The following is a 24072-nucleotide window of genomic DNA, read 5'->3' on the forward strand; positions in this document are numbered from 1 at the left end:
TTCTTACATGTTTGCTAATCAGTTCGATTCATGCCTAACAACCATTTTAACATTATATTTGAAAAAATTCTCCTTTAATGGATGTATGCAGGGAATATTATCACCATAGTACCATTAAAATATTTTTGAAATTCGTATAAGAAATCCCACCCTTTTAAAGGATGGGATGTTGTTAAGAAAGTATAAAACTAACGACTGTTAGGAATAAAGCGAAACCTAAAATAGTTCCACATATTTTCATATGGCGCTTACGCCCCATAACGACAATTGCGACATATTCGCGAATCATTGCATTAGGCCAGTAATAAAAGGCTGTTTTTGATCCGATTCCTTGGCTATTAAGGCCAGCTTGTCTTGCATATATGCCAGCACGGAAAAGATGGAAATTATTCGTTGTAAAAATACTTTTATACTTACCTTCTGGTTTTAAAGAATCCATAATTTCTTTAGAGAACGACATGTTTTGATATGTGTTTACAGAACGATTTTCTTGTACCGTATGTTCAAGCGGAATGCCTTTTTCAACAGCATAATTTTGCATCGCTTCTGCTTCCGGAAGACCTTCATCAGGCCCTTGCCCACCAGAGAAAATGATTGTTGGTGGTGTATTCACAGCGGCTTGCTTCCAATAAAAGTCGATTGCTTTATTAATGCGACTTGCAAGTAAGGGTGGCACTTTGTCATTAATTAAGCCGCTACCAAGAACGATGATGAAATCTTGATTACGTCTCGGTCTATTGAATTGGTATAGAAAATAAGCGCTTAAGAAGTTAGATAAATGTATAAAGAAATACATAGTTACAAGAGAAATAGCAGCAAAAATAAATTGAAAATGCTCTGAGAATAAACTTGCTGGATTTATGATAGGGATTAGTATACAGAATAAAATCCCTAAAGCAGCAATTAAAGTTAAAGAGTTTGTAAAGCGTCTTCCTTCACGCCTCATCAAGATTCTCGCATTAAGAAATAGTCCAAACATTAGAGCAACGATGCCAAAAGGTATCATGAAAAGTAGAGCTAACATGGGTAGAATAACGATGAAATGTAAAGTGTTACTACCAGATGCAAACGAGGCGATTGCACAAAATAATAGAAATGAACAGAAAAAGGCATTAAATAAAAAGCCATTTATTATTTTTCGTGGATCTTTTAAGTAAGAGATAAGAAAAATAATAAACAATATAAGAGGAATGATTCCGAAAAACATAAATATAGTACACCTCAATTTGTATAATGTTTTATTGCATCCTTAATATTACATGATTTTGAAGATGTTGATAAAAAAATAACGATTTCGAATTTTCTCAACAATCAATATAGTTAAATATGGTAAAATGTATTCAAAGTGATATATTAAAAGTAAAATGGTTGAAGAGGCACTCTGTGGAGTGTCTTTTTCTTTTTGGTATGTAATTATGCATATTATGTTTATTTTCAAGGGAAGAGGATTAAAATATAAGTTGTGGATACACGCTATAAAGCAGAATTTTATATTAATATTTACCTCTACTCTTTTTGTACCTAACAATCTTGTAACAATTCATGATTCTGTTTTCTAGTGTGTGTTTACAAAAAGCGGGATGGGGTATATATAAACAGGGGAAAGGACGTCTTCTTGAAAGGCGTCTTTTTGTTTCTTAGTATAGATAATTTCCTCTATTAACGTAGTGCAAACTATCTATACTAAACATTAGCAATCTTCCGTATAAAGATTATCAATTTACTATATATTCCAGTGGTGTTAAGCTACATATGAAAGGCTTTCTTTTTCAAAATATTACCCCTAATAAATTTTGAAAGAGTCAACTGTCTCCAAAATTGCCATTTGTGCTTAGCAAAAAAAGAATCCTTCGGGGTTCTTTTTTTGTATTCGACAGAATATGACAAAATGAATTTATATAATTTGTTATATTGTTAAATGGTTATTATGGAAAAGAGAAGGAGACTTAAGTATGGGATTTAAAAAATTACTTTTAACAGGTGCAATTGTTGCAACTACAGCATTTACTTCAATCGGGACAGCGCAGGCAAGTACTCAGTTTAAAGATGTTCCAAACAATCATTGGGCTTATAAGGCAATTATGGATTTAGCAAATAAAAATATTGTTGCTGGATATGGAAATGGGATTTTTGGATTTGGTGATGATGTAACTCGTGAGCAAGTTGCAGCCCTTATGTTCCGTCAATTAAAGCCAGCAGTAAAAGAACAGTATAATAATCCTTATAAAGATGTTACTGATCGTTCGACTCAGTTTAAAAAAGAGATTCTTGCTTTAACAGAGATAGGTGTATTTGCTGGAGATGACACAGGGAACTTTAGGCCGAAAGATTCGTTAACTCGCGATGAAATGGCACAAATTTTAACAAAAGGGTTTCAATTGCAAATTAGAGGGGATCATAATTTCCCGGATGTAGATAGAAATGGATGGGCGAATCCTGCGATTACTGCAGTTAAATCAAATCATATTACAGCTGGAACTGGTGATGGTAAATTCGCACCTAGAATGCATGTAAGTCGTGAGCAATATGTTCAGTTCTTATATAACGCGACATTACCACTTGAAGAAAGACCAGGAGCAAGACAAGAACAACCACAACCAGAGGTGAAGCCGGAACAAAAGCCAGAACCAAAACGCTTTGCTAACTGTAAAGAAGCAAATGATGCTGGAGTTTACGATATTACAAGAGATAGTCCGTATTACGGTAAGCATTTAGATCGTGATGGCGATGGAATTGCTTGTGAGAGAAAGAAGAGCGGTAAATAAGAAAAAAGCACTCAGCCTGAGTGCTTTTTTCTTATTCACACATGCTATTTTTTTAGGCGATTCTCATAGAATGGGAGTAACGAAATGAAAGTAGGTGATAAAATGCCAGCTATTGTGGAAGGGGTTATTATTGAGAACTGTAATGGGACAATTAACTTAGGTGATAAATATAACGTACATCCAATTGAAAAAACGAAAGCTTATAATGGATCGGGATCTTCAAATACCGGATTAAATGTGAGGACATTCAGTGGTATTAGTACGGCAGATGTAACGGATAACGATGTGTATGACCAAGTAATTCAATCTACGTTATAATTTTTATATGTAAAATTGCATAAAATGATGTGCTTGCCCTGTGATACAATTTAGTTGTGAGCTGTTAGTGATTCTTCTTTATCATAGTTGTTAGATTAGAAATGTAACATCTTATCGAAAATCATACGTAAAATAAAAAAGACACTTCGCTCGAAGTGTCTTTTTTATTTTAGTGATATCCTTTAGCAGAGTCTTTATGAATTTTATTTTTAAATATGCTGTAGCTCCAAAGCTGATATCCAATAACGATTGGTACCATGACGATTGCAACGAAGAACATAATTTTTAAATTTAATTGACTACCAGCTGCGTTGTATAACGTTGTACTATAAGCGTCGTTAATACGAGAGGGTAACATTCTTGGGAACATACCTGCAAAACCAGTTGTCATAAACATTGCGATTGTTAAGCAAACGAATGTGAATGCAAGGCCGATTTTATGTTTGTACACCATAATAAGTGTGAGTACACTCATTAACATTGCAAGTACTGGAAGAATGAATAGTACAGGATATTCCGTGAAGTTTTGGAATAAATTTGTACGATTTGCAGTTGCGACATAGAAGATAGCTAAAATGATAGCAGCTGCCATTGAAAATGGTCTTGCAATTTTATAAGCACGATCAGATACTTCGCCAGTTGTTTTAATCATAATCCAAAGGGCACCAGATACGACGAATATAGCAGTGAAGAAAAGACCGCCTAAAATACCATAATGGTTTAGTAAGCTAAGTAAAGTTCCTTCATAACCATCTTTTCCGATTTGCAGCCCGTAATACAGGTTAGCGAATGTAACACCGAATAAGAAGGCGATTAGGAAACTACCAATTGTAAATGCCCATTTACAAGTTTTTTGCCAAATTGGTGAATCGTCTTTATGCATAAATTCAAGTCCAGCGGCACGAGCAAATAGTGCAAGTAATACTAAAAATAGTGGTGTATATAGGTAGCTAAACATATTTGCATATGTGACTGGAAAGGCAGCAAATGTTGCACCACCAGCTGTAATTAACCATACTTCATTACCACCCCAGAACGGGCCGATAGCTTCTTGTAATTGATTTCGTTCTTGTCGGTCTTTCGCAACGAATGGGAAAATCATTCCGTTACCGAGTGCGTAGCCATCAAGAATGAAGTACACTGTCCAAATTACGCCCCATAAACCGAACCAGATAATTGCAAGCATATCATGAGACATGAGCCGCACCTCCTTCAGTAGCAGGTTCTTCTAATGCAGCGGGTCCTTTTTTCGCGAACTTCAGCATTAAGTATACGTCTGCAATTAAGAGTAAAGTGTAGAACAATATTAAACTAATTAATGAGAACCAAATTTGTGGAACTGATATAGGTGACACGGATTCTGCTGTACGCATTAGTTTATAAACTGTCCACGGTTGACGACCTACTTCAGCGACAATCCAGCCAGCGTTAATTGCAATATATGGAAGTAAAACAGACCACATTGTAATTTTTAAATAACGTTTTGAGTTTTCTAGTTCTCCTTTTCGGTTTAAATAGAAACCGTACCAAGTTAATGCCATAAAGAACATGCCAAGTGCAACCATTAAGCGGAAGCTATAGTACACGAGGTTAACATTTGGACGATCTTCTTTTGGAATATCTTTTAAACCAACAATTTCTCCATCAAATGAGTTTGTATAGAAGAAACTTCCGAGCTTTGGAATAGTAAGTAGTTCAAAGTTTTTTTCATTTTTCACATCCGGAATTTGAATGATTGAGAAGCCTTGTCCTTTTCCGGTTTCCCAAACAGCTTCCATCGCAGCTCCTTTTGCTGGTTGATATTTAGCAGCTGATACACCGGATTGATGGCCCATAAATGGTGTAATTGTTGCGGCGAATAAACCTAACATTAAACCAAATTTAAATGATTTTTTGAAGAATTCCACTTCGTTTTTACGTAGTAAGTGATATGCACTAATTGCCATAACGAAGAAAGCACCGACAATATAACAACCAATTACAGTGTGGAAGAACATATTCCATGCATATGGATTTGTAACAAGTGCCCAGAAGTCATTTAATTCAGCGCGGCCGTTACGTACTACGTACCCAACAGGATTTTGCATGAATCCGTTTGCAGTAATAATCCAAAGGGCAGAAATATTTGTTCCAAGTGCAACCATCCACATACAGAAAGCACGGAATTTTGGTGAGATTTTGTCTTTACCGAATAACCATATTCCCATGAAAGTAGATTCTAAGAAGAAGGCAACGAGTGCTTCGATTGCGAGAGGTGATCCGAAAATATCCCCCATATATTTGGAGTACTCAGACCAGTTTGTTCCAAATTGGAATTCCATCGTAATCCCAGTTATAATCCCCATTACGAAGTTAATTGTAAAAAGTTTTCCCCAGAAATTTGCCATTTTGCGGTATGTTGGATTCAATGTGCGGGCGTATTGAGTTTCCATACATGCTACTAAAATAACAAGTCCGATTGTCAAAGGTACAAATAAAAAGTGATAAAAAATAGTAATTGCAAATTGAAAACGACTTAGTAACAGAACGTCGGACATAATAAATATTCACTCCTTTTTTACATTATCTACAATCAGTTTATAGTGAAAAAACGTTTAAAGTATGTGAGACTTGTTACAAAGGTGTGTGTATATTTTGAAAGAATTATGTCGATTATCTGAAAATATCCTATTTTTACTATAAAGCAATATCCTTTTTGAGTTTTTCAAATTTTGGTACACTACATATGTAATGTAAATGAGAGAAAAGAGGGTTCTTTACTATGAAGTCATTAGAAGAGATTTTACAATACAATGAAAAGTTCGTTGAAGAGAAAAAATACGAAGAGTATGAAACAGGAAAATTTCCAAATAAAAAAATGGTAATTATCTCTTGTATGGATACTCGTCTTGTTGAATTATTACCGAAAGCAATGAATATGCGTAACGGTGATGTGAAAATTATTAAAGTAGCAGGCGCTGTTATTTCACATCCATTCGGAAGTATTATGCGTAGTATTTTAGTCGCTGTATATGAGCTTGGAGCTGATGAAGTATGTGTTGTCGGTCATCATGATTGTGGTATGGCAAAAATTCAAGCAAGCAGTACAATTGAAAAAATGAAAGAGCGCGGCGTAACAGAAGAGAAATTAGATACACTTCGTTATTCTGGAATCGATTTAGAAAGATTCTTACAAGGGTTCTCTAGTGTAGAAGAAAGTGTAGAACATAGTGTGTCAATACTCCGCAACCATCCGTTACTTCCGGAAGAAGTACCTGTTCACGGTCTTGTTATAGATCCTGACACAGGAAAATTAGATTTAGTTGTAAATGGTTACGACAATTAAGAATTTACTTTGTCATCCTTTTTATCTGGGACAGGATCAAATCCTCCTGGATGGAAAGGGTGACATTTTAATATACGCTTACATGTAAGCCAAAATCCTTTGAAGGCACCGTGTTTTTGAAACGCTTCTAATCCATAATGAGAGCAAGTCGGATGAAAGCGGCACGTTGGCGGTGTCATCGGAGAAATGAACTTTTGATAAAAGCGTATAATACCGATAAAAATCTGTTTCATAATGGTCTCCTTTTCAGCATAGTCTTAAAGTATTATAGCACGACAGTACATAATACTTTACTAATGTGCATTTCCGTTATATCATATTGGATATAACGGAATTAAATTAAAAGCGGGAGAGATGTTGTATGCCATCAGTAGAAAGCTTTGAATTAGATCATACGATTGTAAAGGCACCTTATGTAAGACATTGCGGAGTTCACAACGTAGGTAGCGACGGTATTGTAAATAAATTCGATATTCGTTTTTGCCAACCGAATAAACAAGCAATGAAACCAGATGTTATTCATACGTTAGAACATTTATTAGCATTTAATTTACGTAAATATATTGATCGTTATCCGCATTTTGATATTATCGATATTTCACCAATGGGTTGCCAAACAGGATATTATCTTGTAGTAAGTGGAACACCGACGGTTCGAGAAATCATTGATTTATTAGAACTAACATTAAAAGATGCGGTTCAAATTACAGAAATTCCAGCTGCAAATGAAACACAATGTGGCCAAGCGAAGCTTCACGACTTAGAAGGAGCACAACGCTTAATGAACTTCTGGCTAAGCCAAGATAAAGATGAACTTGAAAAAGTATTTGGATAAAGAAAAACTGCCTGTGAAAGGGCAGTTTTTTTATTTGTAAAAGAGAAAGGTACAGATTTTATATAAAAACAATGAGTTTCACTTATGAGCATTTTTAAGAAATGAAAGGCAGTAGGTGAATATATTAATGAGAGCTCCTGTTTAAAAAACAGGAGTTTTTTGTGTGAATGGAGTATTGACTTTAACGTATACGTCAAAGTTTATAGTGAAGATAAATAAGGCGTAAGGAGGAAACGATGGATAAGTATAGCATTGGTGAAATTTCAAAAGAAACGAATGTAACGACGAGAACACTTAGATATTATGAGGAAATTGGATTATTAAAACCGTCGTACGTTGCCGAGTCAGGATATCGTTACTATTCAAAAGATGATGTAATTACATTGCAACAAATAACAACGTTTAAAAAGCTTGGTTTTAAGCTTTCGGAAATAAAAAAAGTGTTAAAAGAGGAAAAGGGAAATTCAGAAGAAAGATGGAAAAGTGCAATTCAAAATGAGATTCGAACAATACAAGCAGAAGTAAAAAGATTACAGGACTTAGAAAAACTATTATATACAACATTTCATTCCATTGAATTAACAGGGGAGCTTAAAACAGAGGATTTAATGTTATTTATAAAATCCGTACAGGGAATTGATCAGAGGGAGAAATTTTGGAAAAGGTATTTTAATGAGGAAGAGCAGCAGATTATTCAGGGCTTACCAACATTTGAAGAAAACGATAAAAGAACGAAAGAGTGGTTGCAAGTATTAAGAGAAATTCGTGAGCGTATAAATGAACCAGTAGATTCACCAGAAGTTCAACAATTGGCGGAAAAAGTAGTGGATTTTTCCATGCACGTATTTCAAGAGGATGAACAATTAATAAATAAGTATTGGGAATTAATTAGACCTGAAGAGGGGGAGATTGCAAAAGTATATGGACTTGATTCGGAAACAATGGAGTATATAGATGAAATGGTAGAGTATTATTTGAAAAAGGAGGAAGATAAATGACAGCTATGCAAAAAGAGAAGCTATATGGAAAGGAGCACGCACGATTAGAGCGGCAATACTTTTATAAACATGTGAGCATTTTCATTCTTGCACAGCTTTTATTTATTTTTGTAATAGGGCTTGTACCAGCTCAAGAGTTACCAAGTGGATCTTATATTCTTCATATGAAAGAATGGATTTTGAATAAACAAATAGGCTTTTATAAAAATGAAACTATTAATACCATTGTCAGTGTTTGGACATCGGTACTTATGATTCATTTTATATGGGCGATGTCTTACATTCTTTTTCCGAAAAAGAAACGTAGCTCTTCAAAACAAGAAATGCGACAAGAGGTAAAAGAAGAAGTGAAAAAGAAAAAGGAGATTAGTACAAATAGGGCGTGGCTGTATTTAGTATTTGGAGGCTTAATCGAAATATATTGGGCAACAGGATTAAAAACAAATTCGATGAGTATTTTGACACTTATTGCAATTTTATCTAGCTTTCATCTATTAATTGAAGCAACTAAAAGAATCCCAATTGGAACGGCATATGCAGTATTTACTGGAATTGGGACAGTGGGAACGATAGTAGTAGATATTTTATATTTTAAAGAGCCATTTTCGTTTATTAAAATTTTCCTTGTTTGTTTATTAGCATTATTTATTATCGGATTGAAATTTAGTGGCGACAAGGAAGAGGTGAAATAAAATGGCATGGATGTATTTAATTATAGCTGGGCTCTTTGAAATTGTCGGTGTAATTGGGATAAAGAAAGTAGCAAAAAATAATAGTTGGACGAATAATATTATTTTAATAGGTGGTTTTATTATTAGTTTTCAATTTTTAACGATGGCGCTTCAAGAAATTCAGTTATCCATCGCATATGCAGTTTGGACTGGAATCGGAACGCTCGGGGCAGCAGTTGTCGGTATTTTATTCTTTCAAGAACCTAAAAACGCTTTTCGGATTATTTGTATCGTTGGGATTATGGGGACGATTATTGGATTGAAAGTAGTGAGTTAAAGAAGAGCAAAATCTGCTCTTCTTTTTTTATGAAAGTAGACTAGACACCCCAACATATAAAATAAAGGCAGAACCGAGAAAATAAACAAATGCTTTTGCTTTTTGCCGCTCTTTTATTTCATCAATTCCAAAAAGGATAAACATAATACTTAAAAGGATAAATACGAATGGTAAAAGCATAGAGAAGTTTGAAAAGAGGCTAAATAGGGCGAGAATAAGAGCGATAGTCGCTATTATAATTCGAATGTTTTTTAACATGAAATCCTCCTTTAGAAGAACAGTATAAATGGAATGACAAAAATAATGGTAAACATACTTAAACCGATGCTAATAGCTCCAATTTGCTTTTACTGCTTTTGAATCATCTCAATTCCTACTAAAATGCCATACAAATGGTAGGTGAAAAGATTTGTATGGCATTGTAAATGTACTGTATAAACATAGAATCAAAGTAATAAAAACGATGATTAGTTGTATTTGTTTTATGTGCATTTTAGCCCCTTTTAAGTAGAAAGAGTTAGTTACCTGGAGATAATAATTATAATAGCGACGATTAAAGTAAATACGCCAGAAAAGAAGGAGAGTGTACTATGTACTTTCTTTCCTTTCTGTTTTTCTTCTGCGCTCATGATGAAAGTCATAATAGATAAGGCAATAAGCATATAGGGCATCGTAACAAGCGGGTTTGTAGATATTCCATATAGAGCGAGAGAGATGACAATAAGAGCGGATATGATGCGAAATGTTTTTAGCATACTACCACCTATCTTCTTGTAGTTTTAAATTAGCCTTCAATGTAATAACAGTTCGTAGTTGGTATTTAAAGTTTCATTCTACATGTAACGAAGGTAGTTCGATATTACAATGAAGAGCATAAGAATAGAAACGAAAAAATGCGAGATACCCATTGATTTTCTTCCGGATTTCAGTTCATTAATTCCTAGAAGAATAAAGAAACAACTGAGAGCAAATTGCATGTATGGGAGAAGTGTGAAATTATCGGTAGCAAGAGAATAAGTGCAAAGAGAGATTGTGAGAAGCATGAAAAAATAGCGTATTCCAGTTAGCATCGAATTCCTCCTTTAAATAGACTATTTATCGAAATATTTCTGAGAAGCCAAAAAATAAAGCAACAGCTCCTGCTAACAGAGCAAGTATGCTACCACTTTTTTGCTGTTTTAAGATTTCCTCTATACTAATAATGAAAGCCATCCCCCCTAAAAAGATGAACATATAAGGCATGATTTCCCTATTACCAGTAAAAAAGCTATAGATTGCTATAGATAAAGCAATAAGTGATAAAGTAATCCGTAATCCTTTCAGCATAAAAGACCCTCCTCTATTTTATGTAGGTAATGATAAAAACAAGCCAAATGAAAGCACCAGCAACAATGCAAATAAATCCGGTTCCTGAATCCTTCTTTTTTATTTGCTCAATTGCGATGAGAAACATTAAAGCTCCTAATAGAAATTGTGAAAGTGGTAGAAAGTTATTTTGACCTGTCAGTAAACTAATAGCGGATATGATGATGACACTGAGTGCGATTAAAATGCGTAGTATATTATGAATGCTCTTTACTGTTTTTTGTATAAGGGTTATCTTCTGGTTTATCAATCGAATGTTTGTAAGAATAGCCTTTATTAATCGTCATAACGGAGAGTACTAATACGATCAGTACGATTATAATGCCGATAATTAATATTTTGAGCATGAAATCCCTCCTTTTCTTTATTTTACATAATTTTGTAATTGATGAAAACAATAGAAATTAAAAGGATGAAAGAAGGGTGTTACATGGAGAATAAAAAAACATATTATATATCAGTTGGAAATGGTCAAATTTCGCAAGTGAAGACGGCGGATACGTATAATTTTGAAATTTATGCAAATGACGAAGAGATTACGGAGTTAAGAGAGTATTTTGATCAAGCGTATGAAGAGGACTTAGGTTCGTATGTACGCTCTCACGTTCCATTCGTTGAGTATCATCACGATTCGAATAATGATCGATATGATGAACAACTACAAAAAGCATATAAAATGATTTATGATCTAGGGAATCATGAAACGAAAGAATTAGTCGCACAAATGGGAATAATCAATGGATTGTAATTGGATAATATTATGCAGAAAAGCGAGAATATGCTACAATTTGTGGTAGGAAAAACTTGTAATCATCAATAGGGGAGTAATGGCATGTACAAATTTAAAGATTATTACCACAACACTGTACAATTATCGTTTGAACGTTACCCATTTTCTCCTGAGCCAAAGCATGTTTGGGTTGTATGCCGGTACGGGGATCAATGGTTATTAACGCATCATTTACGCCGTGGTCTTGAATTTCCAGGTGGTAAAGTAGAACTCGGGGAAACACCGGAAGAAGCGGCAGTTCGAGAAGTTCATGAGGAAACCGGCGGCATAGTTTCTGATTTAACTTACTTAGGGCAATACAAAGTATCCGGAAAAGACAAAATAATCATTAAAAACATTTATTTTGCAACAATTAGTGCGGTAGAGCAACATACGCATTACGAAGAAACGAAAGGGTCTGTGTTATTAAAAGACATTCCTGATAATATTAAAACTGATAGAAAATTTAGCTTTATTATGCGCGATGATGTATTAGCGCGTACGATGAAACATATAGAAGAAATCGGCTGTTTTACGAAGTAAAATGGCCGGTTTCTTTTTTTATGTTCAAAATGTAAATATATCTTTATATTATTTTGGGTATATTATACAATTTTGTAAAGATATATTTACATTTTAGGAGGTGAAAAGGTGGATAACAGAAAAGAAACAACCGTCTCTGTTTCAATGGTTAAATTAAATATTTATTCATTTTTTATAATATTTGCTCTGGCGATTGGAATTGGTTATTTACATGCGCTTTTTTCAGGCGAGTTTCAAATTGAAATTACATTGCCGATTATGTTTCTTTTGATTATTGGAATGATTATTCTCGTTTGTATTCATGAGGCAATACATTTAATTGGATTTCGTTATATCGGAGGTGTTCCGTGGAGTGAACTAAAATGGGGCGTCAATTGGAAATTAGGTGCTGCATATGCTCATTCTAAACAGGTGATTACAGTAAAGCAAATGAAGACAGTGTTAATGCTTCCGTTTTTACCAACTGGAATTTTACCAATTGTATTGGGATTAGCTATGAATCTGGAGCCACTCTCATTTTTAGGGATTCTACTAACAGCAGGTTGTATCGGTGACATTGCTTTATATAAAAAAGTTTCAAAGTTTCCAGATGATGCGCTAGTTAAAGATCATCCGAGCAAACCGCAGTTTACAGTATATGAATAATAAAGGAAGAGGAGGCATTTTTGAAAAATGGCCTCTTTTTTGTTTGTCAGCTTTTGTCGGTAAGCCGATGTTTCTTGTTGAATCGCTGATAAAGTGAAATTTCATTTACTATCGTCTTGTTTTTCTCTCCACCTCTAAAAACGAAAGCACCTCTAATAAATCATCCACCACACGTGAATGTTCAAAGTCACCCCAAAATGAATCTCTCTTCCAAACGCCAAGAATCCCTACTTGTTCAGAACCAAGCACATCATTTTCTGGATGGTCCCCAACGTAAAGGCATTCTTCTGCTTTTACGTTTAGCTTTTGTAAAGCCCGTTCGAAAATCTCAGGGTGAGGCTTTTTAATTCCTTCTGCTTCTGAAACAAGAATCGTGCTTGTATACGTATGTATGTTTAGTGCTCGAAGGTTGCTCATCTGAAATTTAGTAAAGCCGTTTGTAATAATACCAATTTTAATGTTTCGCTGTTTTAATTGTTGAAGTAGTTCATGCATGTTTTGGAAAGGAATACAATGATGTTGGAAGTTTGTAATGTAGTCGTGCAGCAGTTGCTCTTGCGTTAAAGTGGTAATGTTGTATTCGCAAAGGAGAGTGGAATATACCTTATCTTTCCACGTGTAACCATTATTGTCGAGTTCGAGAAAACGAGAGCAATACTCGAATTTTTCTATGTTTATCAAATGAAAGGCGAAGCGATTATATTGATCACGAATAAATTGCTCTAAAGATTGACGACGATCTAATAGTGTTCCATCTAAGTCAAATAAGACTGCTCGAATCATGGGAAACCTCCATACAGTTTTTATAATTAATTATCGCATATTCGTTAAAAAATGATTATGATATTTTTGTAGAATGGAATAATGGAGGGGCGTATGAAGAAACTGTATGGCAAGTTAATGTGTTTTATGATTTCAATGGGCTTAGTAGCTGGATGTGATATGTCGGAGCAAACTTCGAAAAGAGAGAAAAAAGATGTGTGCGAAACGACAGAAGAATGCACACAAATAGGTGATAAAACACTTCAAAAAGTATATAAAAAGATAGATGGACTTTCAGAACTTGAAGTACTAGAGGATTATGATTTAGAAGGACATTCAAGTAACGATATGAAAGAAGCAGAAATGAAAAAAAAGGATGATGAAAATTATTTCTTTTTAGCTTCTTATTATATTGATGGTGATGAAATTGTAGATCCTTATTTCGATAAACTAGATCGCAAACGATTGAATAAGGCTTTTGCGGAGGATAAGGACGCGAAAGAAGAAGTATTAAAGCAACGTCAAGATAGGGATTATCATGAATCGTTATGGGAGATGTATAGCACGCTTATTCCTGCTAAGTATCGCACTGACATAAAAGAGTTTGATATGGTAACAGATGGATACGATGGAATTGTCGCTCATGTTATGCCGAGTATGGAGTATCCGAAAGAGTGGACCATTAGCTTAGATACGCTTGATTCTGCAGTAAATATCGATCAAGTGATGAAAACATTAATACATGAGACGGCTCACGTATTGACACTGGGACATAAACAAATACCAGTAAATGAAAAGTACTTAAAGGCTTTTGAAGAAGATAAAGATATTTCATCATACCAAAATAAATGTAAATCTCTTTTCTTACAAGAAGGATGTGCGAAGGAGAGCTCTTATATAAATCAATTTTATAATTCTTTCTGGAAACCAATTGACCAGGAGTGGACAGAAAAGAAAGTGGAAGAAAGCGAAGAAGCTCAAATTGAATTTTTTAAGGAAAAGCATGGTGAGTTTGTTTCACTGTATGGGACGACAAATGTAGCAGAGGATATTGCGGATACATTTACAGCGTTTATTTTACAAGATTCAAAAAAGGTGAAAGAAGGAACAGAATTAAAATATAAAAAAATTGCCTTCTTCTATCAATTCTCCGAGCTTGTAAAAATGAGAGCGGAAGTGTTAGCTGGGTTATATAATGTGTCGAAAACGATGGAACAACCAAGTGGACACTAATGCGAATTATGTGTTCGATATATTTTAGCCAAGGGAAAACGTGAAGAATTGTAGTTCTTTGCGTTTCTTCATGTTGATAAAATTGAAAATTCTGTCTTTTTTTAAAAAAGAAGAAGGAACTGAATCATTAAAATAGAATTAGTATAAAAACGTCACAAATTAGACACAATTATAATGCGCATAGTATAGGGGCTATAAGTTTACTCTCGAGGAGGTAATGAAACGTATGAAAACGATTCTTGCTGTTGCTGGTCTCATTTGGGTAATGTCTCACGGTTTTCCGATTTTTGAAGGGGAGCAAATTCGTAGTGCATTAAATAAAGAGTTTAATGATTATCATATTATTGATCGAAAAGATAATGTCGTTACGGTGCGTGTGAAAGATTGTTTCCATACAGTTACGGTTGCTAATGGGAATATTGCAGACGATTCGAAAATGTGTGATAAAAGGTAAGAGAAAGAAGCTGACTCTAGCATATCGCTCTAAGTCAGCTTTTTTTTCGTTTTCCAATAAGGAGTTTTTCAAATGCCTCGACAAATACATACATAAGAGTTGCGAGGACGCAAGTGAGCAATACACTGAGCAAGACGAGTGTGAAGTTAAAGACTTGGAATCCGTAGCTAATTAAATAGCCAAGTCCTTGTTTAGAAACGAGGAGTTCCCCGAAAATAACACCGACCCATGATAAGCCAACATTCACTTTTAACGTTGAAATAATTGCAGGGAAAGATGAAGGGAGAATAACGTGCTTATAGCATTGCCATTTATTTGCGCCGAATGTGTCCATGACCTTAATATAGTTGGAATCGACTTCTTGAAATGCGCTGTAAATAACGAGAATGGTAATGATGATAGAGATGATTACCCCCATTGCGATAGAGGATGAAATATTTGGACCGAAAATAACAATGATGATTGGACCGAGTGCAACTTTTGGCATTGCATTTAGGACGACGAGATAAGGATCAAGTACGCGGGCCAAAAGTGGCATCCACCAAAGGAGAGTAGCAATAATAGCTCCAAGTACAGTTCCGAGAATAAAACCTACTCCTGTTTCAAGTAATGTCGTCCATATGTGGACCCAAAGTGAACCGTCAATCCATTTCGTTAAAAAGAGATCCCAAATACTTGAAGGAGAACTAAAGAGTAAAGGATCAATCCATTCTTTTTTACTAGCTATTTCCCATAGTGCAAAGAAAAGAACAAGAAGTACAAGTTGTAAAGAGCGAGCTAACCATGCATGTTGTCTTTCTTTTTTTCGAAACTGTTCATGTAGTTGTTTTATATTATCCAAGTCGTTCCAGCTCCTTCCATATTTCTTGGAAGAGGGATGGGAAGTCATGATGGTGGCGTGCTTCTAACGGCGATAAGGAACGGATACTTTCTGGGACGATGAATGTTTTTGCGATTTTTCCAGGGTTCGCCTGCAGTAAATAAATACGATCACTCATCGCAATTGCTTCTTCAATATCATGTGTCACAAGTAGGGATGTTTTCTTATAGTTACGTAGTAATGTGAAGACGAGATCTTCTAGTTTTAATTTTGTTTGATAATCAAGAGCGGAAAATGGTTCATCTAACAATAAAATTTTTGGGTCGGTCGCTAATGTTCGAACGAGTGCAGCACGTTGGCGCATACCACCGGATAGTTCACGAGGGTATTGCTGTTCTATATCATATAGGCCGACTTGTTTTAAAAGCTTTAATGTATGTTCTTTCGTATTTTCATCATAAACCTTCCGAATATGAAGTCCGAGCATAATATTTTCTTCAATTGTTTTCCACGGAAACAAGTAATCTTGCTGGAGCATATAGCCCATAGAGGGGGTCTTACTTGTAATCGGTTCACCATCTAAAAATACGATACCTTCAATTGGATCGAGTAGACCTGCGATGATGGAGAGGAGCGTTGTTTTTCCGCAACCACTTGGACCAAGGATTGAAATAAATTCGCCTTCGTCTACTTGCAAACTCATATCTTCAAGAATAAGTTTGGCATTTTCTTTTGCAAAAAAGCAGTGAGAAACGTTACGTATTTGTAAAAAGCTCATACACTTCGCCTCTATTTCTTAATAACGCTTTCGGCAATTTTTGTATTGACGAGCGCTTCATGTGGAACTTCTTTTTGTAATTCACCAGATTCTTTCATAATCGTTTGGAGTTGTTTCCATTCTGCATCATCTAATAATGGATTTGTCGCATAAGAATGTTGTTTTTTGTAGCGCTCAATTACTTTTACTGAAATGTCTTTTGAAGTGTCTTTAAATAGTGGTGAAACGGCATCGGCAATCTCTTCTGGACTATGTGTATCAACCCATTGCTGCGCTTTATATAGTGCGCGCGTGAATTTTTCAGCAGCAGCTTTATCTTTCTTTAAGAAACTTTCTTTTGCCATAAACGTTGTATAAGGGACAGTACCAGATTCAGCTCCGAAAGACGCGACGATATAACCTTTTCCTTCTTTTTCAAGTATACTTGCAGTCGGTTCAAAGAGCTGTACAAATTCTCCCGTACCAGATGCAAAGGCATTTGCAATATTAGCAAACTCGATATTTTGAATTAAGTTCGTATCTTTGCGAGGGTCAATGCCATTTTTCTTTAAAACGTATTCACCAACCATTTGCGGCATGCCGCCTTTACGCTGTCCTAAAAACGTAACGCCTTTTACGTCGTTCCAATTAAAAGAGTCTAATTTTTTACGGGAAACTAAAAATGTGCCATCTGTTTGTGTAAGCTGTGCAAAATTAATGACAGGATCTTTTGCTCCTTGTTGATGAACATAAATAGACGTTTCTGAACCAACGAGAGCAATATCAATTCCGCCAGATAAAAGGGTGGTCATCGTTTTATCTCCGCCAGCTGTTGTTTGTAAGTCAATATTTAAGCCTTCATCTTTAAAAAATCCTTTTTCAATTCCAACATATAATGGTGCGTAGAAAAGAGAGTGTGTAACTTCGCCAACGCGAATTTTTTGAGCTTGTTCTTTCGTACTTTCCTTTGTACTACTACAAGCAGCGAATGTGAAAACAGCTAGTAACATGATGCAAAAAACGGTTATTAATTTTTTCACTATATGACACCTCCTAGAAGTCAATCTACAAGCATAATATGTAGGTAAGTGCCCATATGTGAGTATATATAGCAGGAATTTTTTGGGTAGTAAAGAAGTACAAATATAAGGGGTGATAAAATGGATTACGAATACGATGATAGCGTACATTTACATCTTGATTATTTCGGAACTGAATGTGATATGGAATCGATTGCTTATAAGAGGAAGCATGAAGACGTGTGGGATGTGTATTTTAATTTTGGAGTATACGGTATTCAAAAAGATGATGTAGGGGCAGGGGTGTTTATGGACGAATATGCCGGTTATTACGTTTTTTCTGTACATGCTCGTGATTTGAGCTGGGAATTTGGAAGTGCTCAGTTTGAGGAATGGGTTTTGAAGAACCGTATAGTAGAAAGAACGCTTCAAAAATAGGGAGGAATTTTGTATTTGAATTTCTCATCTTATTGCTTATTTGCGTAATTGGAATTTACATCATGCAAGTGCTTACTTACCGATTCGCAAAGAAAAATATTCATAAATATAAGGAAATGAAATGGATTTATATGTGGCTAGACATGACTATGAAAAAGGGTCCGAGATTAGATTTGTTTGATTTTGTACTTATAGTAATCGTAAGTATCATATGGAAAATATGGATGCTTCCTCTTGTATAGTAAACATGCTAATCATCGTATCCTAATAAATAACGAGAAGAACCTGTCACACGACAGGTTCTTCTCTATTTGGAGCATGTAGTGTTACATGGAAAATCCAATATATACGACAAATTACGACAAAGGGATTCATACATATTTGTTATTCTATTAAAGGTCATTATTTGTAATGTATATATAGGAGGATTTTTTAATGTTAAAAAAATTATTATTATTTTTACTTACGGGCTTATGTGTAGTTGTTTTAACAGCTTGTAAAGATGAAGAGGAAAAGCTGAAGGTAGCGGAAGAACAGAAAATAGATGAGAAGAAAGTTGAAGAAGATAAGAAGGTAGAAGAGGAAAGCAAACAAGAAGAGCAGCAAAAGGAAGAGGAAGAAAAACGTAAGCAGGAAGAGCAGCAAAGAGTAGAGGAAGAAAAACGTAAGCAGGAAGAGCAACAAAGAGTAGAGGAAGAAAAACGTAAGCAGGAAGAGCAACAAAGAGTAGAGGAAGAAAAACGTAAGCAAGAAGAGCAACAAAGAAGAGTAGAGGAAGAGAAACGTAAGCAAGAAGAGCAACAGAAGATTCAGCAACAGCAGTCGGCGCAACAAGAGAGAACACAGAAACAAGAAAAAACAACAGAAGCAACAGGTGGGAAACCGACAAGATCACAAATTTCGGTTGGTTCACATGTAGTTATTCAATTAGATAAAGATTATAGTAAAACAGTGAGCGGTGTTGTGAAAGATATTTTAACAAACACGGAAACACATACGTACGGAATTAAAGTCCGATTACAAGATGGACAAATTGGCCGTGTTCAAAGTGTTGGATAAATAAAAAAAGAGGTCGTCCATTTTTGGACGACCTCTTTTTTTATTATGCTTGGCTAGTGCGGAAAAATGGAAGCTTCTGCACAGCGTAAACTAACCCGTATGCAAGAATTAAGCACATAAGAGGGTTAATGAAAAATCCGTAGCGATTAATCGCTAAGAATAAGTTTGAGAAGATGATGTAAATAACAGAACTTGCTACTAGCATCATAACGCGTTTATGTTTAAATGAATTTAGCATGCAGCAGAAACTGCTCAAGAATGTGCCTATGATGAAGACTCTATGACACATTTGCATAAATTTATGAATATGGTATTGGTCTACAGCAGGAGCTGTTTTGAATAATTCAATTGTTTTACCAACAGTGAACCACGAGAACCAATATGTGAAGTCCGTTTTAAATCCATTTTTGATTAAATCTTTTGCGTATGCATTTTTATCTTCTAAACCCTGGGCCTTCATTTGGTTAACTACATTTTCATAGCCGATTTTGTTAAATGGATCCGCACCGGCAATTAATGGGTCCGCACCTTGCGTTGAGAATAAGATAAATTGATTGAACGCTAAATAGTTACGAACAACCCAGGCACCGATAATAAAGAACGGGCCAATGAGCCATAATAATCCAATTCGAATTGAGTCTTTAAATCCATATGTGAACAAGACGACAAGAACAGGAATGAGCATCATTGGAGCTGGATTTGGACGGAACATAAGTAAAATGGAAACGACAATTCCGAACCATATATGGAATTTCACTTTATTATATTTCCATGCGAGAACAAATACATATACACTTAACGTTAATAAGAATATTGAAGGAACTTCGGTTAATAACGTACGGAAGTATGTATAGTTACTTGGATAAATAGCATATAAAATACTTGCGACAATTCCATAAATATTCTTTTCAAATAACTCTTTTCCTATTAAGAATACTAATAACACTGTGCCGAGGTTCAGTATCATATTAATGACGGTTGCCACGTAATAGTAAGGAAGTGATGTAACATCAGAAATAATCATAGCGCCAGCTAATAATAGTGGCTGACCTGGTGTGATGTATGCATTTTTTCCAGGAACTTCACTAGGCTCCAAATAAACATATCCAAAGACACCGTGTTTTAATAGCTGTTCAGCTGTTAACGAATAGTTGAACGCATCATATGCACCATATGTTACTTTGACTACTTCTCCATTTAATCCTGGCTGTTTTACTAGACAAAAAACATGCAACAGGAAAGAAAGTGCCAAAATTACATATACCGCTTTAGGCAAATTTTTAAACTTATTTAACAAAAATGAGCATCTCCCTTTTTATTATTTCCTTCGTATTTTCATGATAAAACCATATTAGTATTAAGGTTTTCCAAAACATAGTTATTATATCATAAAGTGGAATGAAGGAATTTAGTTTTTTAAGAATGAATAGTTGGTATTCCAAAAATTAACTGTTGATTAAGGGAGAATTAAGAAACTACAGTTATAGTAGAATCCAGTGTGAAGACGAAATGCATGAAGTATGTTATCTTAATAGAAACTGTTTTTACGGTGCGGGGTGAAATTAATAAACAGAAAAGAGGGAGTGAATTGAGGGATAATTATTCATTTCATCAGCCAAGAAGAAGTATATTAATTTCAGCGGTTTTAAGTGGTTTAGTAACCTTATATGTTGTACCCACACTTTTCTTGATTTTAAAATATTTTAGTTTAGATGCGATGAAAGATATGTTAAATCAAAAAATTGTTTTAAGTATAATGACAATTTTGATGTGGGTTGCACTACTATATGTTGCGTATTTAAATAAAGGTATAGTTAATAAATTTAAACCGATTATTCGGATTTATATTAGAATGTTTTTAGTAGCTCATGCGGTTACTTTTCTTTTTATTTTTATGCAAAATAATATGAATCTCGTAAATACACTGAATTGGATTTACAATTATAACGCACAGTTTATATTTAGTTTAATTGTAATTTATGCAATATATGTTTTGGTGTACAACGTACTTGGAAAAGTTTTTTTGAGTACTATTTTGACAAGCATTTTGCTAATCATTTTGGCTATTGTAAATCACTTCAAAATTGTTTTTAGGGGAGACCCACTATATCCTTCTGATTTTACACAGATTGGACATATGCAATCTGTTATACCGATGGTGATGGAATATTTTAGTTGGAGTTATATTTTTGTCGTTATCGTAAGTATTGTAGCTTGTATTATAGCGGGGATATATATTAGAAAATATATTCAAAGTGTAAAGATTCATCCAGGAGTAAGAGCCTTATTAGTAGTAGGATCCGTTTTTATTTTATATGTGTATGGTAATTTTACGAATACGTTTATGAATAAATGGTTTCAAAAGTCGGGTATAGAGTTCGTTTTGTGGAATCAAAATGAAAATTATGCTTCGAATGGTTTTGTGCTAGGCTTTATAAGTAATTTAGATACGACAGTCATTGAAAAGCCGAAAGATTATTCAAAAGAAAATATGCTTCAAATAGCAAACGATATAAAGAAACAATATAGTAGCAATATAGGGGCGCAGAAGCAAAAAGAGAAACCGAATATTATTTTTGTAATGAGTGAATCGTTTTGGGATCCAACGAAGTTAACGAACCTGTCCTTTAGTGAAGATCCTTTACCTAATTTGCATCATTATATAGAAAGTTTTCCTGGTGGACAAACTATTTCTCCTGCATTTGGAGGAAATACTGCAAACGTTGAATTTGAGGCATTAACGAGTTATTCAATGAGTTTGTTAAAACCAGGCTCTATACCATATCAGCAAGTCGTTACAAATAAGAAAGAAATTCCATCAATTCCTCGAGCATTGAAAAAAGAAGGGTATTATACAAGTGCAATTCATTCGTTCGGTCGCTCATTCTTTAAACGGGATGATGTATATAAAGTGTTAGGATTTGATAAGTTTAATGCACAAGATACGATGGAAAATGTAGAAGTTGATGGAGATTATATTAGCGATCTATCTATGAGTAAAGAGATAATAGCTGAATTAGAGAAGCAAAAGAAACCTACGTTTGTTCATGCAGTTACGATGCAAAATCATTTTCCATTTACAGAAGGAAGATTTGGTGAAAATCAAATAGAGATTAGTGGATTAGAAAATGAAGAGTCGAAGGCTGAATTAGAGACTTATACAGAAGGGTTAAGACGTTCAGATGAAGCTCTTCAATATTTAATAGAGGAGCTAGATAATTTAGATAGACCTACATTATTAGTATTCTTTGGGGACCATCTCCCATCACTAGGAACAAATAAATCTCTTTATAAAGAGACTGGTTATATAACAAATGAAAAAACGCCAAGTGAACGATTAGCGATGGCACAAACGCCGTTATTAATGTATGCAAATTTTGATATGCCAAATGACAATTTAGGTTTAGTAAGTCCAATCTATTTTTCAAATCTTGTCTTTGATTATGCTGGATTAAATAAGGTACCGTTCTATCAATTTTTATCGAAGTTATATGAAGAAATTCCCGTACTTCGTGATGAATTGAAGATAGGAAAAGACGGAGAAGCAATAAAAAGTTTAACAGAAAAACAAAAAGAAATGTTAAAGCAATATGAGTTTATTCAATATGACTTACTCATCGGAAAGCAATATAGTAAGGATATATTATTTAAATAGGCGACAAAAAAGAACTTGTATACGATACAAGTTCTTTTTTCATAGTATTTAACGGGATAACCAGACAAGCTAGGTTTAGGGAGTATTACTTGTACATTTAGTATAAATTAAAATAGAGTCGTTTTAATAATTGATTTGTGAGAAGTATGTGAATTTTTCATCTAGTATATAATTGGACAATTTGTTTAATTTTAATAGAATCAGTTCCAGATTTGTTATTAATTTTTAGTTTGCAATTATTTGTTGTATGGATTTATAAACAAACAGGATTTCGAGTTGTTAGTATTTATGCGTTTAACGATGAGCGTGTTTATTTTTTATCTATTCTTTGTATGACTATTGTTCCAACTCTTCATTTTTTCCGCATTATCGTTTTGTTTTTAATGGAAGAGAAGAATAAGTCATATGTGGAATTTGCTCGTGCAAAAGGTAGTTAAGAAAAAAGAATTTGCCGTAAGGGCAAATTCTTTTTTTACTGTAAAGGAACTATGAATTTAAAAATTTTATCAGTTCCTTATTTAATTCATCCGCTTGATCGATTGGAGAGCCGTGGCCACTATTTGTAAGAGGATATAGTTCAGAGTTTTTAATTCGCTCTTTTGTTAGCTCAGCACTTTTATAAGGGATGAGTTGGTCGTGAACACCGTGGAATATTTTTGTTGGGACGTTAATTTTACTTAAGTCTTTCGTTACGTCTTCGTTTGCAGCAGCTTGCAAAATTTTGATGAGAGCATAAGAAGCGGACTGCATACCGAGATAAGAAAACCATTCTAACGTGGCAGCTCCTAAGTTTCTATTAAAAAATGATAAAGATACATCACTTAGAAACTTAGGTAAATTTACATACATTTGAGCAATCAGAGCATCTGCTTGTTCTTTCGGTACGCCGTAAGGGGATTCTTGGTTTTTCACGAAAGAAGGAGAGACAGCATCCACTAATGCAAGTTTGGAAATACGACGCCCATTATATCGTGACATATACCGAATAGAGAGAGCGCCACCGACTGAGAAGCCGACTAACGTAGCATTTTCTATTTGAAGTGCATCTAATACAATTGCGATATCATTAGCTAAACGATCATAAGTGTAACCAGTCCATGGTTTATCAGACTGTCCGTTTCCTCGTATATCCATGGCGATGCAGCGGAAACCATGTTGTGGTAAGATATTAAATTGATATTGGTACATTTGATGATTTAAAGGCCAGCCATGAACGAAGAAGACAGGTTTACTTCCAGGGCCTGGGTTAATATCCTCAACAAAAATGTGTACATCTTTTTCCACTGTAACGAACATGATGTATC

General features: G+C 34.6%; 32 protein-coding genes and 1 pseudogene. 17 read left to right on the forward strand and 16 right to left on the reverse strand.

All coding sequences use genetic code 11. The annotated features are described in order from the left end of the window. Positions 1-172 precede the first annotated feature (172 nt). Positions 173-1207 (reverse strand): YdcF family protein, encoded by a 1035-nt coding sequence (locus BG05_RS07970; protein WP_002129589.1) that lies wholly within the window; start codon positions 1205-1207, stop codon positions 173-175. Between the two features lie 745 nt (positions 1208-1952). Between BG05_RS07970 and BG05_RS07975 the strand changes: the two genes are divergently transcribed. Then, complete coding sequence (locus BG05_RS07975) at positions 1953-2765, forward strand: S-layer homology domain-containing protein (protein WP_003192053.1); 813 nt, start codon at positions 1953-1955, stop codon at positions 2763-2765. Between the two features lie 84 nt (positions 2766-2849). Continuing rightward, positions 2850-3083 (forward strand): spore germination protein, encoded by a 234-nt coding sequence (locus tag BG05_RS07980; RefSeq protein ID WP_002015747.1) that lies wholly within the window; start codon positions 2850-2852, stop codon positions 3081-3083. Between the two features lie 169 nt (positions 3084-3252). Here BG05_RS07980 and cydB read toward each other — a convergent pair whose 3' ends face one another. Continuing rightward, positions 3253-4281, reverse strand: a complete 1029-nt coding sequence (gene cydB, locus BG05_RS07985; RefSeq protein WP_002129586.1) for a cytochrome d ubiquinol oxidase subunit II — start codon at positions 4279-4281, stop codon at positions 3253-3255. Next, positions 4271-5620: a cytochrome ubiquinol oxidase subunit I gene (gene cydA / locus BG05_RS07990; RefSeq protein ID WP_033734307.1), complete on the reverse strand. Its 1350-nt coding sequence runs from the start codon at positions 5618-5620 to the stop codon at positions 4271-4273. The genes cydB and cydA overlap by 11 nt, the downstream gene beginning before the upstream one ends. Positions 5621-5844: 224 nt before the next feature. On the opposite strand from cydA, the gene BG05_RS07995 reads away from it, so the two are divergent. Beyond that, positions 5845-6408 (forward strand): beta-class carbonic anhydrase, encoded by a 564-nt coding sequence (locus tag BG05_RS07995; RefSeq protein WP_002015742.1) that lies wholly within the window; start codon positions 5845-5847, stop codon positions 6406-6408. Here the strand turns inward: BG05_RS07995 and yidD are convergent. After that, on the reverse strand, positions 6405-6641 hold the full coding sequence (gene yidD / locus BG05_RS08000) for a membrane protein insertion efficiency factor YidD (RefSeq protein ID WP_002112460.1): 237 nt from the start codon (positions 6639-6641) through the stop codon (positions 6405-6407). The two genes, BG05_RS07995 and yidD, sit on opposite strands and share 4 nt — an antisense overlap. 128 nt (positions 6642-6769) lie before the next feature. Here yidD and luxS point away from each other — a divergent pair, with 128 nt between their 5' ends. The 4 genes from luxS (at position 6770) to BG05_RS08020 (ending at position 9249) form a co-directional block, all read left to right on the forward strand. Then, positions 6770-7243 carry an S-ribosylhomocysteine lyase LuxS gene (luxS, locus tag BG05_RS08005; RefSeq protein WP_001141371.1) on the forward strand — a complete coding sequence of 158 codons (474 nt, stop codon included), beginning with the start codon at positions 6770-6772 and terminating at the stop codon, positions 7241-7243. Positions 7244-7479: 236 nt separating this feature from the next. Continuing rightward, entirely contained in the window at positions 7480-8241 is a 762-nt protein-coding gene (locus BG05_RS08010; RefSeq protein ID WP_002034457.1) for a MerR family transcriptional regulator, read from the forward strand. Next, positions 8238-8933 carry a DMT family transporter gene (locus BG05_RS29325; protein ID WP_002129582.1) on the forward strand — a complete coding sequence of 232 codons (696 nt, stop codon included), beginning with the start codon at positions 8238-8240 and terminating at the stop codon, positions 8931-8933. The genes BG05_RS08010 and BG05_RS29325 overlap by 4 nt, the downstream gene beginning before the upstream one ends. A gap of 1 nt (position 8934) precedes the next feature. Then, the gene (locus tag BG05_RS08020; protein ID WP_002129581.1) at positions 8935-9249 is read left to right on the forward strand and encodes a DMT family transporter; all 315 of its coding nucleotides are present in this window, start codon (positions 8935-8937) and stop codon (positions 9247-9249) included. Positions 9250-9276: 27 nt separating this feature from the next. On the opposite strand, the gene BG05_RS08025 is transcribed toward BG05_RS08020, so the two are convergent. The 6 genes and pseudogenes from BG05_RS08025 to ytzI all read right to left on the reverse strand — a co-directional run bounded on the left by BG05_RS08025 (position 9277) and on the right by ytzI (position 10961). Next, positions 9277-9507 carry a YczI family protein gene (locus BG05_RS08025; protein ID WP_002129579.1) on the reverse strand — a complete coding sequence of 77 codons (231 nt, stop codon included), beginning with the start codon at positions 9505-9507 and terminating at the stop codon, positions 9277-9279. A gap of 11 nt (positions 9508-9518) precedes the next feature. Then, a pseudogene (locus tag BG05_RS31965) lies at positions 9519-9741 on the reverse strand (hypothetical protein). A gap of 29 nt (positions 9742-9770) precedes the next feature. Next, the gene (locus tag BG05_RS08030; protein WP_002129577.1) at positions 9771-10004 is read right to left on the reverse strand and encodes a hypothetical protein; all 234 of its coding nucleotides are present in this window, start codon (positions 10002-10004) and stop codon (positions 9771-9773) included. A gap of 340 nt (positions 10005-10344) precedes the next feature. Then, entirely contained in the window at positions 10345-10575 is a 231-nt protein-coding gene (locus BG05_RS08040; RefSeq protein WP_016127559.1) for a DUF3953 domain-containing protein, read from the reverse strand. 13 nt (positions 10576-10588) lie between these two features. Further along, positions 10589-10819, reverse strand: a complete 231-nt coding sequence (locus tag BG05_RS08045; protein WP_048517047.1) for a DUF3953 domain-containing protein — start codon at positions 10817-10819, stop codon at positions 10589-10591. Next, positions 10812-10961 (reverse strand): YtzI protein, encoded by a 150-nt coding sequence (ytzI, locus tag BG05_RS08050; protein ID WP_002129575.1) that lies wholly within the window; start codon positions 10959-10961, stop codon positions 10812-10814. The genes BG05_RS08045 and ytzI overlap by 8 nt, the downstream gene beginning before the upstream one ends. An 83-nt stretch (positions 10962-11044) precedes the next feature. On the opposite strand from ytzI, the gene BG05_RS08055 reads away from it, so the two are divergent. From BG05_RS08055 to BG05_RS08065, 3 genes are all read left to right on the forward strand, one after another. Continuing rightward, positions 11045-11362, forward strand: a complete 318-nt coding sequence (locus BG05_RS08055) for a hypothetical protein (RefSeq protein ID WP_002089150.1) — start codon at positions 11045-11047, stop codon at positions 11360-11362. 84 nt (positions 11363-11446) lie between these two features. Further along, positions 11447-11926: an antimutator 8-oxo-(dGTP/GTP)ase gene (mutTA, locus tag BG05_RS08060; protein ID WP_002015736.1), complete on the forward strand. Its 480-nt coding sequence runs from the start codon at positions 11447-11449 to the stop codon at positions 11924-11926. A gap of 108 nt (positions 11927-12034) precedes the next feature. Next, entirely contained in the window at positions 12035-12571 is a 537-nt protein-coding gene (locus BG05_RS08065; RefSeq protein WP_002167507.1) for a DUF3267 domain-containing protein, read from the forward strand. 108 nt (positions 12572-12679) lie between these two features. Here BG05_RS08065 and BG05_RS08070 read toward each other — a convergent pair whose 3' ends face one another. Then, positions 12680-13354, reverse strand: coding sequence for an HAD family hydrolase (locus tag BG05_RS08070; protein WP_002143495.1), 675 nt, complete (start codon positions 13352-13354; stop codon positions 12680-12682). 93 nt (positions 13355-13447) lie between these two features. Between BG05_RS08070 and BG05_RS08075 the strand changes: the two genes are divergently transcribed. Together BG05_RS08075 and BG05_RS08080 are read left to right on the forward strand one after the other, a co-directional pair. Then, a complete protein-coding gene (locus BG05_RS08075; protein ID WP_002129569.1) occupies positions 13448-14566 on the forward strand; it encodes a hypothetical protein in 1119 nt (372 codons plus the stop codon). Positions 14567-14792: 226 nt separating this feature from the next. Next, positions 14793-15020, forward strand: coding sequence for a hypothetical protein (locus BG05_RS08080; RefSeq protein WP_002129567.1), 228 nt, complete (start codon positions 14793-14795; stop codon positions 15018-15020). A gap of 34 nt (positions 15021-15054) precedes the next feature. Here the strand turns inward: BG05_RS08080 and BG05_RS08085 are convergent, their stop codons facing one another. From BG05_RS08085 to BG05_RS08095, 3 genes are read right to left on the reverse strand one after another with little or no spacing between them, the layout of a single operon-like run. Beyond that, positions 15055-15861, reverse strand: coding sequence for an ABC transporter permease (locus BG05_RS08085; RefSeq protein WP_002138764.1), 807 nt, complete (start codon positions 15859-15861; stop codon positions 15055-15057). Continuing rightward, the gene (locus tag BG05_RS08090) at positions 15854-16618 is read right to left on the reverse strand and encodes an ABC transporter ATP-binding protein (RefSeq protein WP_002015726.1); all 765 of its coding nucleotides are present in this window, start codon (positions 16616-16618) and stop codon (positions 15854-15856) included. The genes BG05_RS08085 and BG05_RS08090 overlap by 8 nt, the downstream gene beginning before the upstream one ends. 11 nt (positions 16619-16629) lie before the next feature. Beyond that, positions 16630-17637: an ABC transporter substrate-binding protein gene (locus BG05_RS08095; RefSeq protein WP_002089139.1), complete on the reverse strand. Its 1008-nt coding sequence runs from the start codon at positions 17635-17637 to the stop codon at positions 16630-16632. Between the two features lie 120 nt (positions 17638-17757). On the opposite strand from BG05_RS08095, the gene BG05_RS08100 reads away from it, so the two are divergent. The 3 genes from BG05_RS08100 to BG05_RS08110 all read left to right on the forward strand — a co-directional run bounded on the left by BG05_RS08100 (position 17758) and on the right by BG05_RS08110 (position 19113). Then, entirely contained in the window at positions 17758-18054 is a 297-nt protein-coding gene (locus BG05_RS08100; RefSeq protein ID WP_002129563.1) for a DUF3986 family protein, read from the forward strand. Next, positions 18009-18296: a hypothetical protein gene (locus tag BG05_RS08105; protein ID WP_048517045.1), complete on the forward strand. Its 288-nt coding sequence runs from the start codon at positions 18009-18011 to the stop codon at positions 18294-18296. The genes BG05_RS08100 and BG05_RS08105 overlap by 46 nt, the downstream gene beginning before the upstream one ends. A 193-nt stretch (positions 18297-18489) precedes the next feature. Continuing rightward, positions 18490-19113 carry a YwbE family protein gene (locus tag BG05_RS08110; RefSeq protein WP_002129559.1) on the forward strand — a complete coding sequence of 208 codons (624 nt, stop codon included), beginning with the start codon at positions 18490-18492 and terminating at the stop codon, positions 19111-19113. A 43-nt stretch (positions 19114-19156) separates the two neighbouring features. On the opposite strand, the gene BG05_RS08115 is transcribed toward BG05_RS08110, so the two are convergent. Next, positions 19157-20410: a glycosyltransferase family 39 protein gene (locus BG05_RS08115; RefSeq protein ID WP_003193654.1), complete on the reverse strand. Its 1254-nt coding sequence runs from the start codon at positions 20408-20410 to the stop codon at positions 19157-19159. 291 nt (positions 20411-20701) lie between these two features. Here BG05_RS08115 and BG05_RS08120 point away from each other — a divergent pair, with 291 nt between their 5' ends. Together BG05_RS08120 and BG05_RS29335 are read left to right on the forward strand one after the other, a co-directional pair. Beyond that, positions 20702-22768, forward strand: a complete 2067-nt coding sequence (locus BG05_RS08120) for an LTA synthase family protein (protein ID WP_016127557.1) — start codon at positions 20702-20704, stop codon at positions 22766-22768. A 230-nt stretch (positions 22769-22998) separates the two neighbouring features. Beyond that, a complete protein-coding gene (locus tag BG05_RS29335; protein WP_002067738.1) occupies positions 22999-23205 on the forward strand; it encodes a hypothetical protein in 207 nt (68 codons plus the stop codon). A gap of 49 nt (positions 23206-23254) precedes the next feature. Here the strand turns inward: BG05_RS29335 and BG05_RS08125 are convergent, their stop codons facing one another. Next, positions 23255-24064, reverse strand: coding sequence for an alpha/beta fold hydrolase (locus BG05_RS08125; RefSeq protein ID WP_003193650.1), 810 nt, complete (start codon positions 24062-24064; stop codon positions 23255-23257). Positions 24065-24072 lie beyond the last annotated feature (8 nt).

It is taken from the genome of Bacillus mycoides, assembly GCF_000832605.1.
Classification (GTDB): Bacteria; Bacillota; Bacilli; order Bacillales; family Bacillaceae_G; genus Bacillus_A; species Bacillus_A mycoides.

Bases quoted from the DNA above. Each gene is read 5' to 3' on its own strand.
- mutTA (WP_002015736.1), top strand. From the start codon at position 11,447: ATGTACAAATTTAAAGATTATTACCACAACACTGTACAATTATCGTTT.
- BG05_RS08030 (WP_002129577.1), bottom strand. From the start codon at position 10,004: ATGCTAAAAACATTTCGCATCATATCCGCTCTTATTGTCATCTCTCTC.
- BG05_RS07975 (WP_003192053.1), top strand. From the start codon at position 1,953: ATGGGATTTAAAAAATTACTTTTAACAGGTGCAATTGTTGCAACTACA.
- yidD (WP_002112460.1), bottom strand. From the start codon at position 6,641: ATGAAACAGATTTTTATCGGTATTATACGCTTTTATCAAAAGTTCATT.
- BG05_RS08110 (WP_002129559.1), top strand. From the start codon at position 18,490: ATGTTAAAAAAATTATTATTATTTTTACTTACGGGCTTATGTGTAGTT.
- BG05_RS08100 (WP_002129563.1), top strand. From the start codon at position 17,758: ATGGATTACGAATACGATGATAGCGTACATTTACATCTTGATTATTTC.
- BG05_RS08125 (WP_003193650.1), bottom strand. From the start codon at position 24,064: ATGTTCGTTACAGTGGAAAAAGATGTACACATTTTTGTTGAGGATATT.
- BG05_RS08055 (WP_002089150.1), top strand. From the start codon at position 11,045: ATGGAGAATAAAAAAACATATTATATATCAGTTGGAAATGGTCAAATT.
- BG05_RS08105 (WP_048517045.1), top strand. From the start codon at position 18,009: ATGGGTTTTGAAGAACCGTATAGTAGAAAGAACGCTTCAAAAATAGGG.
- cydA (WP_033734307.1), bottom strand. From the start codon at position 5,620: ATGTCCGACGTTCTGTTACTAAGTCGTTTTCAATTTGCAATTACTATT.
- BG05_RS08025 (WP_002129579.1), bottom strand. From the start codon at position 9,507: ATGTTAAAAAACATTCGAATTATAATAGCGACTATCGCTCTTATTCTC.
- BG05_RS07970 (WP_002129589.1), bottom strand. From the start codon at position 1,207: ATGTTTTTCGGAATCATTCCTCTTATATTGTTTATTATTTTTCTTATC.
- BG05_RS08020 (WP_002129581.1), top strand. From the start codon at position 8,935: ATGGCATGGATGTATTTAATTATAGCTGGGCTCTTTGAAATTGTCGGT.
- luxS (WP_001141371.1), top strand. From the start codon at position 6,770: ATGCCATCAGTAGAAAGCTTTGAATTAGATCATACGATTGTAAAGGCA.
- BG05_RS08080 (WP_002129567.1), top strand. From the start codon at position 14,793: ATGAAAACGATTCTTGCTGTTGCTGGTCTCATTTGGGTAATGTCTCAC.
- cydB (WP_002129586.1), bottom strand. From the start codon at position 4,281: ATGTCTCATGATATGCTTGCAATTATCTGGTTCGGTTTATGGGGCGTA.
- BG05_RS08040 (WP_016127559.1), bottom strand. From the start codon at position 10,575: ATGCTGAAAGGATTACGGATTACTTTATCACTTATTGCTTTATCTATA.
- BG05_RS08090 (WP_002015726.1), bottom strand. From the start codon at position 16,618: ATGAGCTTTTTACAAATACGTAACGTTTCTCACTGCTTTTTTGCAAAA.
- BG05_RS29325 (WP_002129582.1), top strand. From the start codon at position 8,238: ATGACAGCTATGCAAAAAGAGAAGCTATATGGAAAGGAGCACGCACGA.
- BG05_RS07980 (WP_002015747.1), top strand. From the start codon at position 2,850: ATGAAAGTAGGTGATAAAATGCCAGCTATTGTGGAAGGGGTTATTATT.
- BG05_RS08075 (WP_002129569.1), top strand. From the start codon at position 13,448: ATGAAGAAACTGTATGGCAAGTTAATGTGTTTTATGATTTCAATGGGC.
- BG05_RS07995 (WP_002015742.1), top strand. From the start codon at position 5,845: ATGAAGTCATTAGAAGAGATTTTACAATACAATGAAAAGTTCGTTGAA.
- BG05_RS08010 (WP_002034457.1), top strand. From the start codon at position 7,480: ATGGATAAGTATAGCATTGGTGAAATTTCAAAAGAAACGAATGTAACG.
- BG05_RS08070 (WP_002143495.1), bottom strand. From the start codon at position 13,354: ATGATTCGAGCAGTCTTATTTGACTTAGATGGAACACTATTAGATCGT.
- ytzI (WP_002129575.1), bottom strand. From the start codon at position 10,961: ATGCTCAAAATATTAATTATCGGCATTATAATCGTACTGATCGTATTA.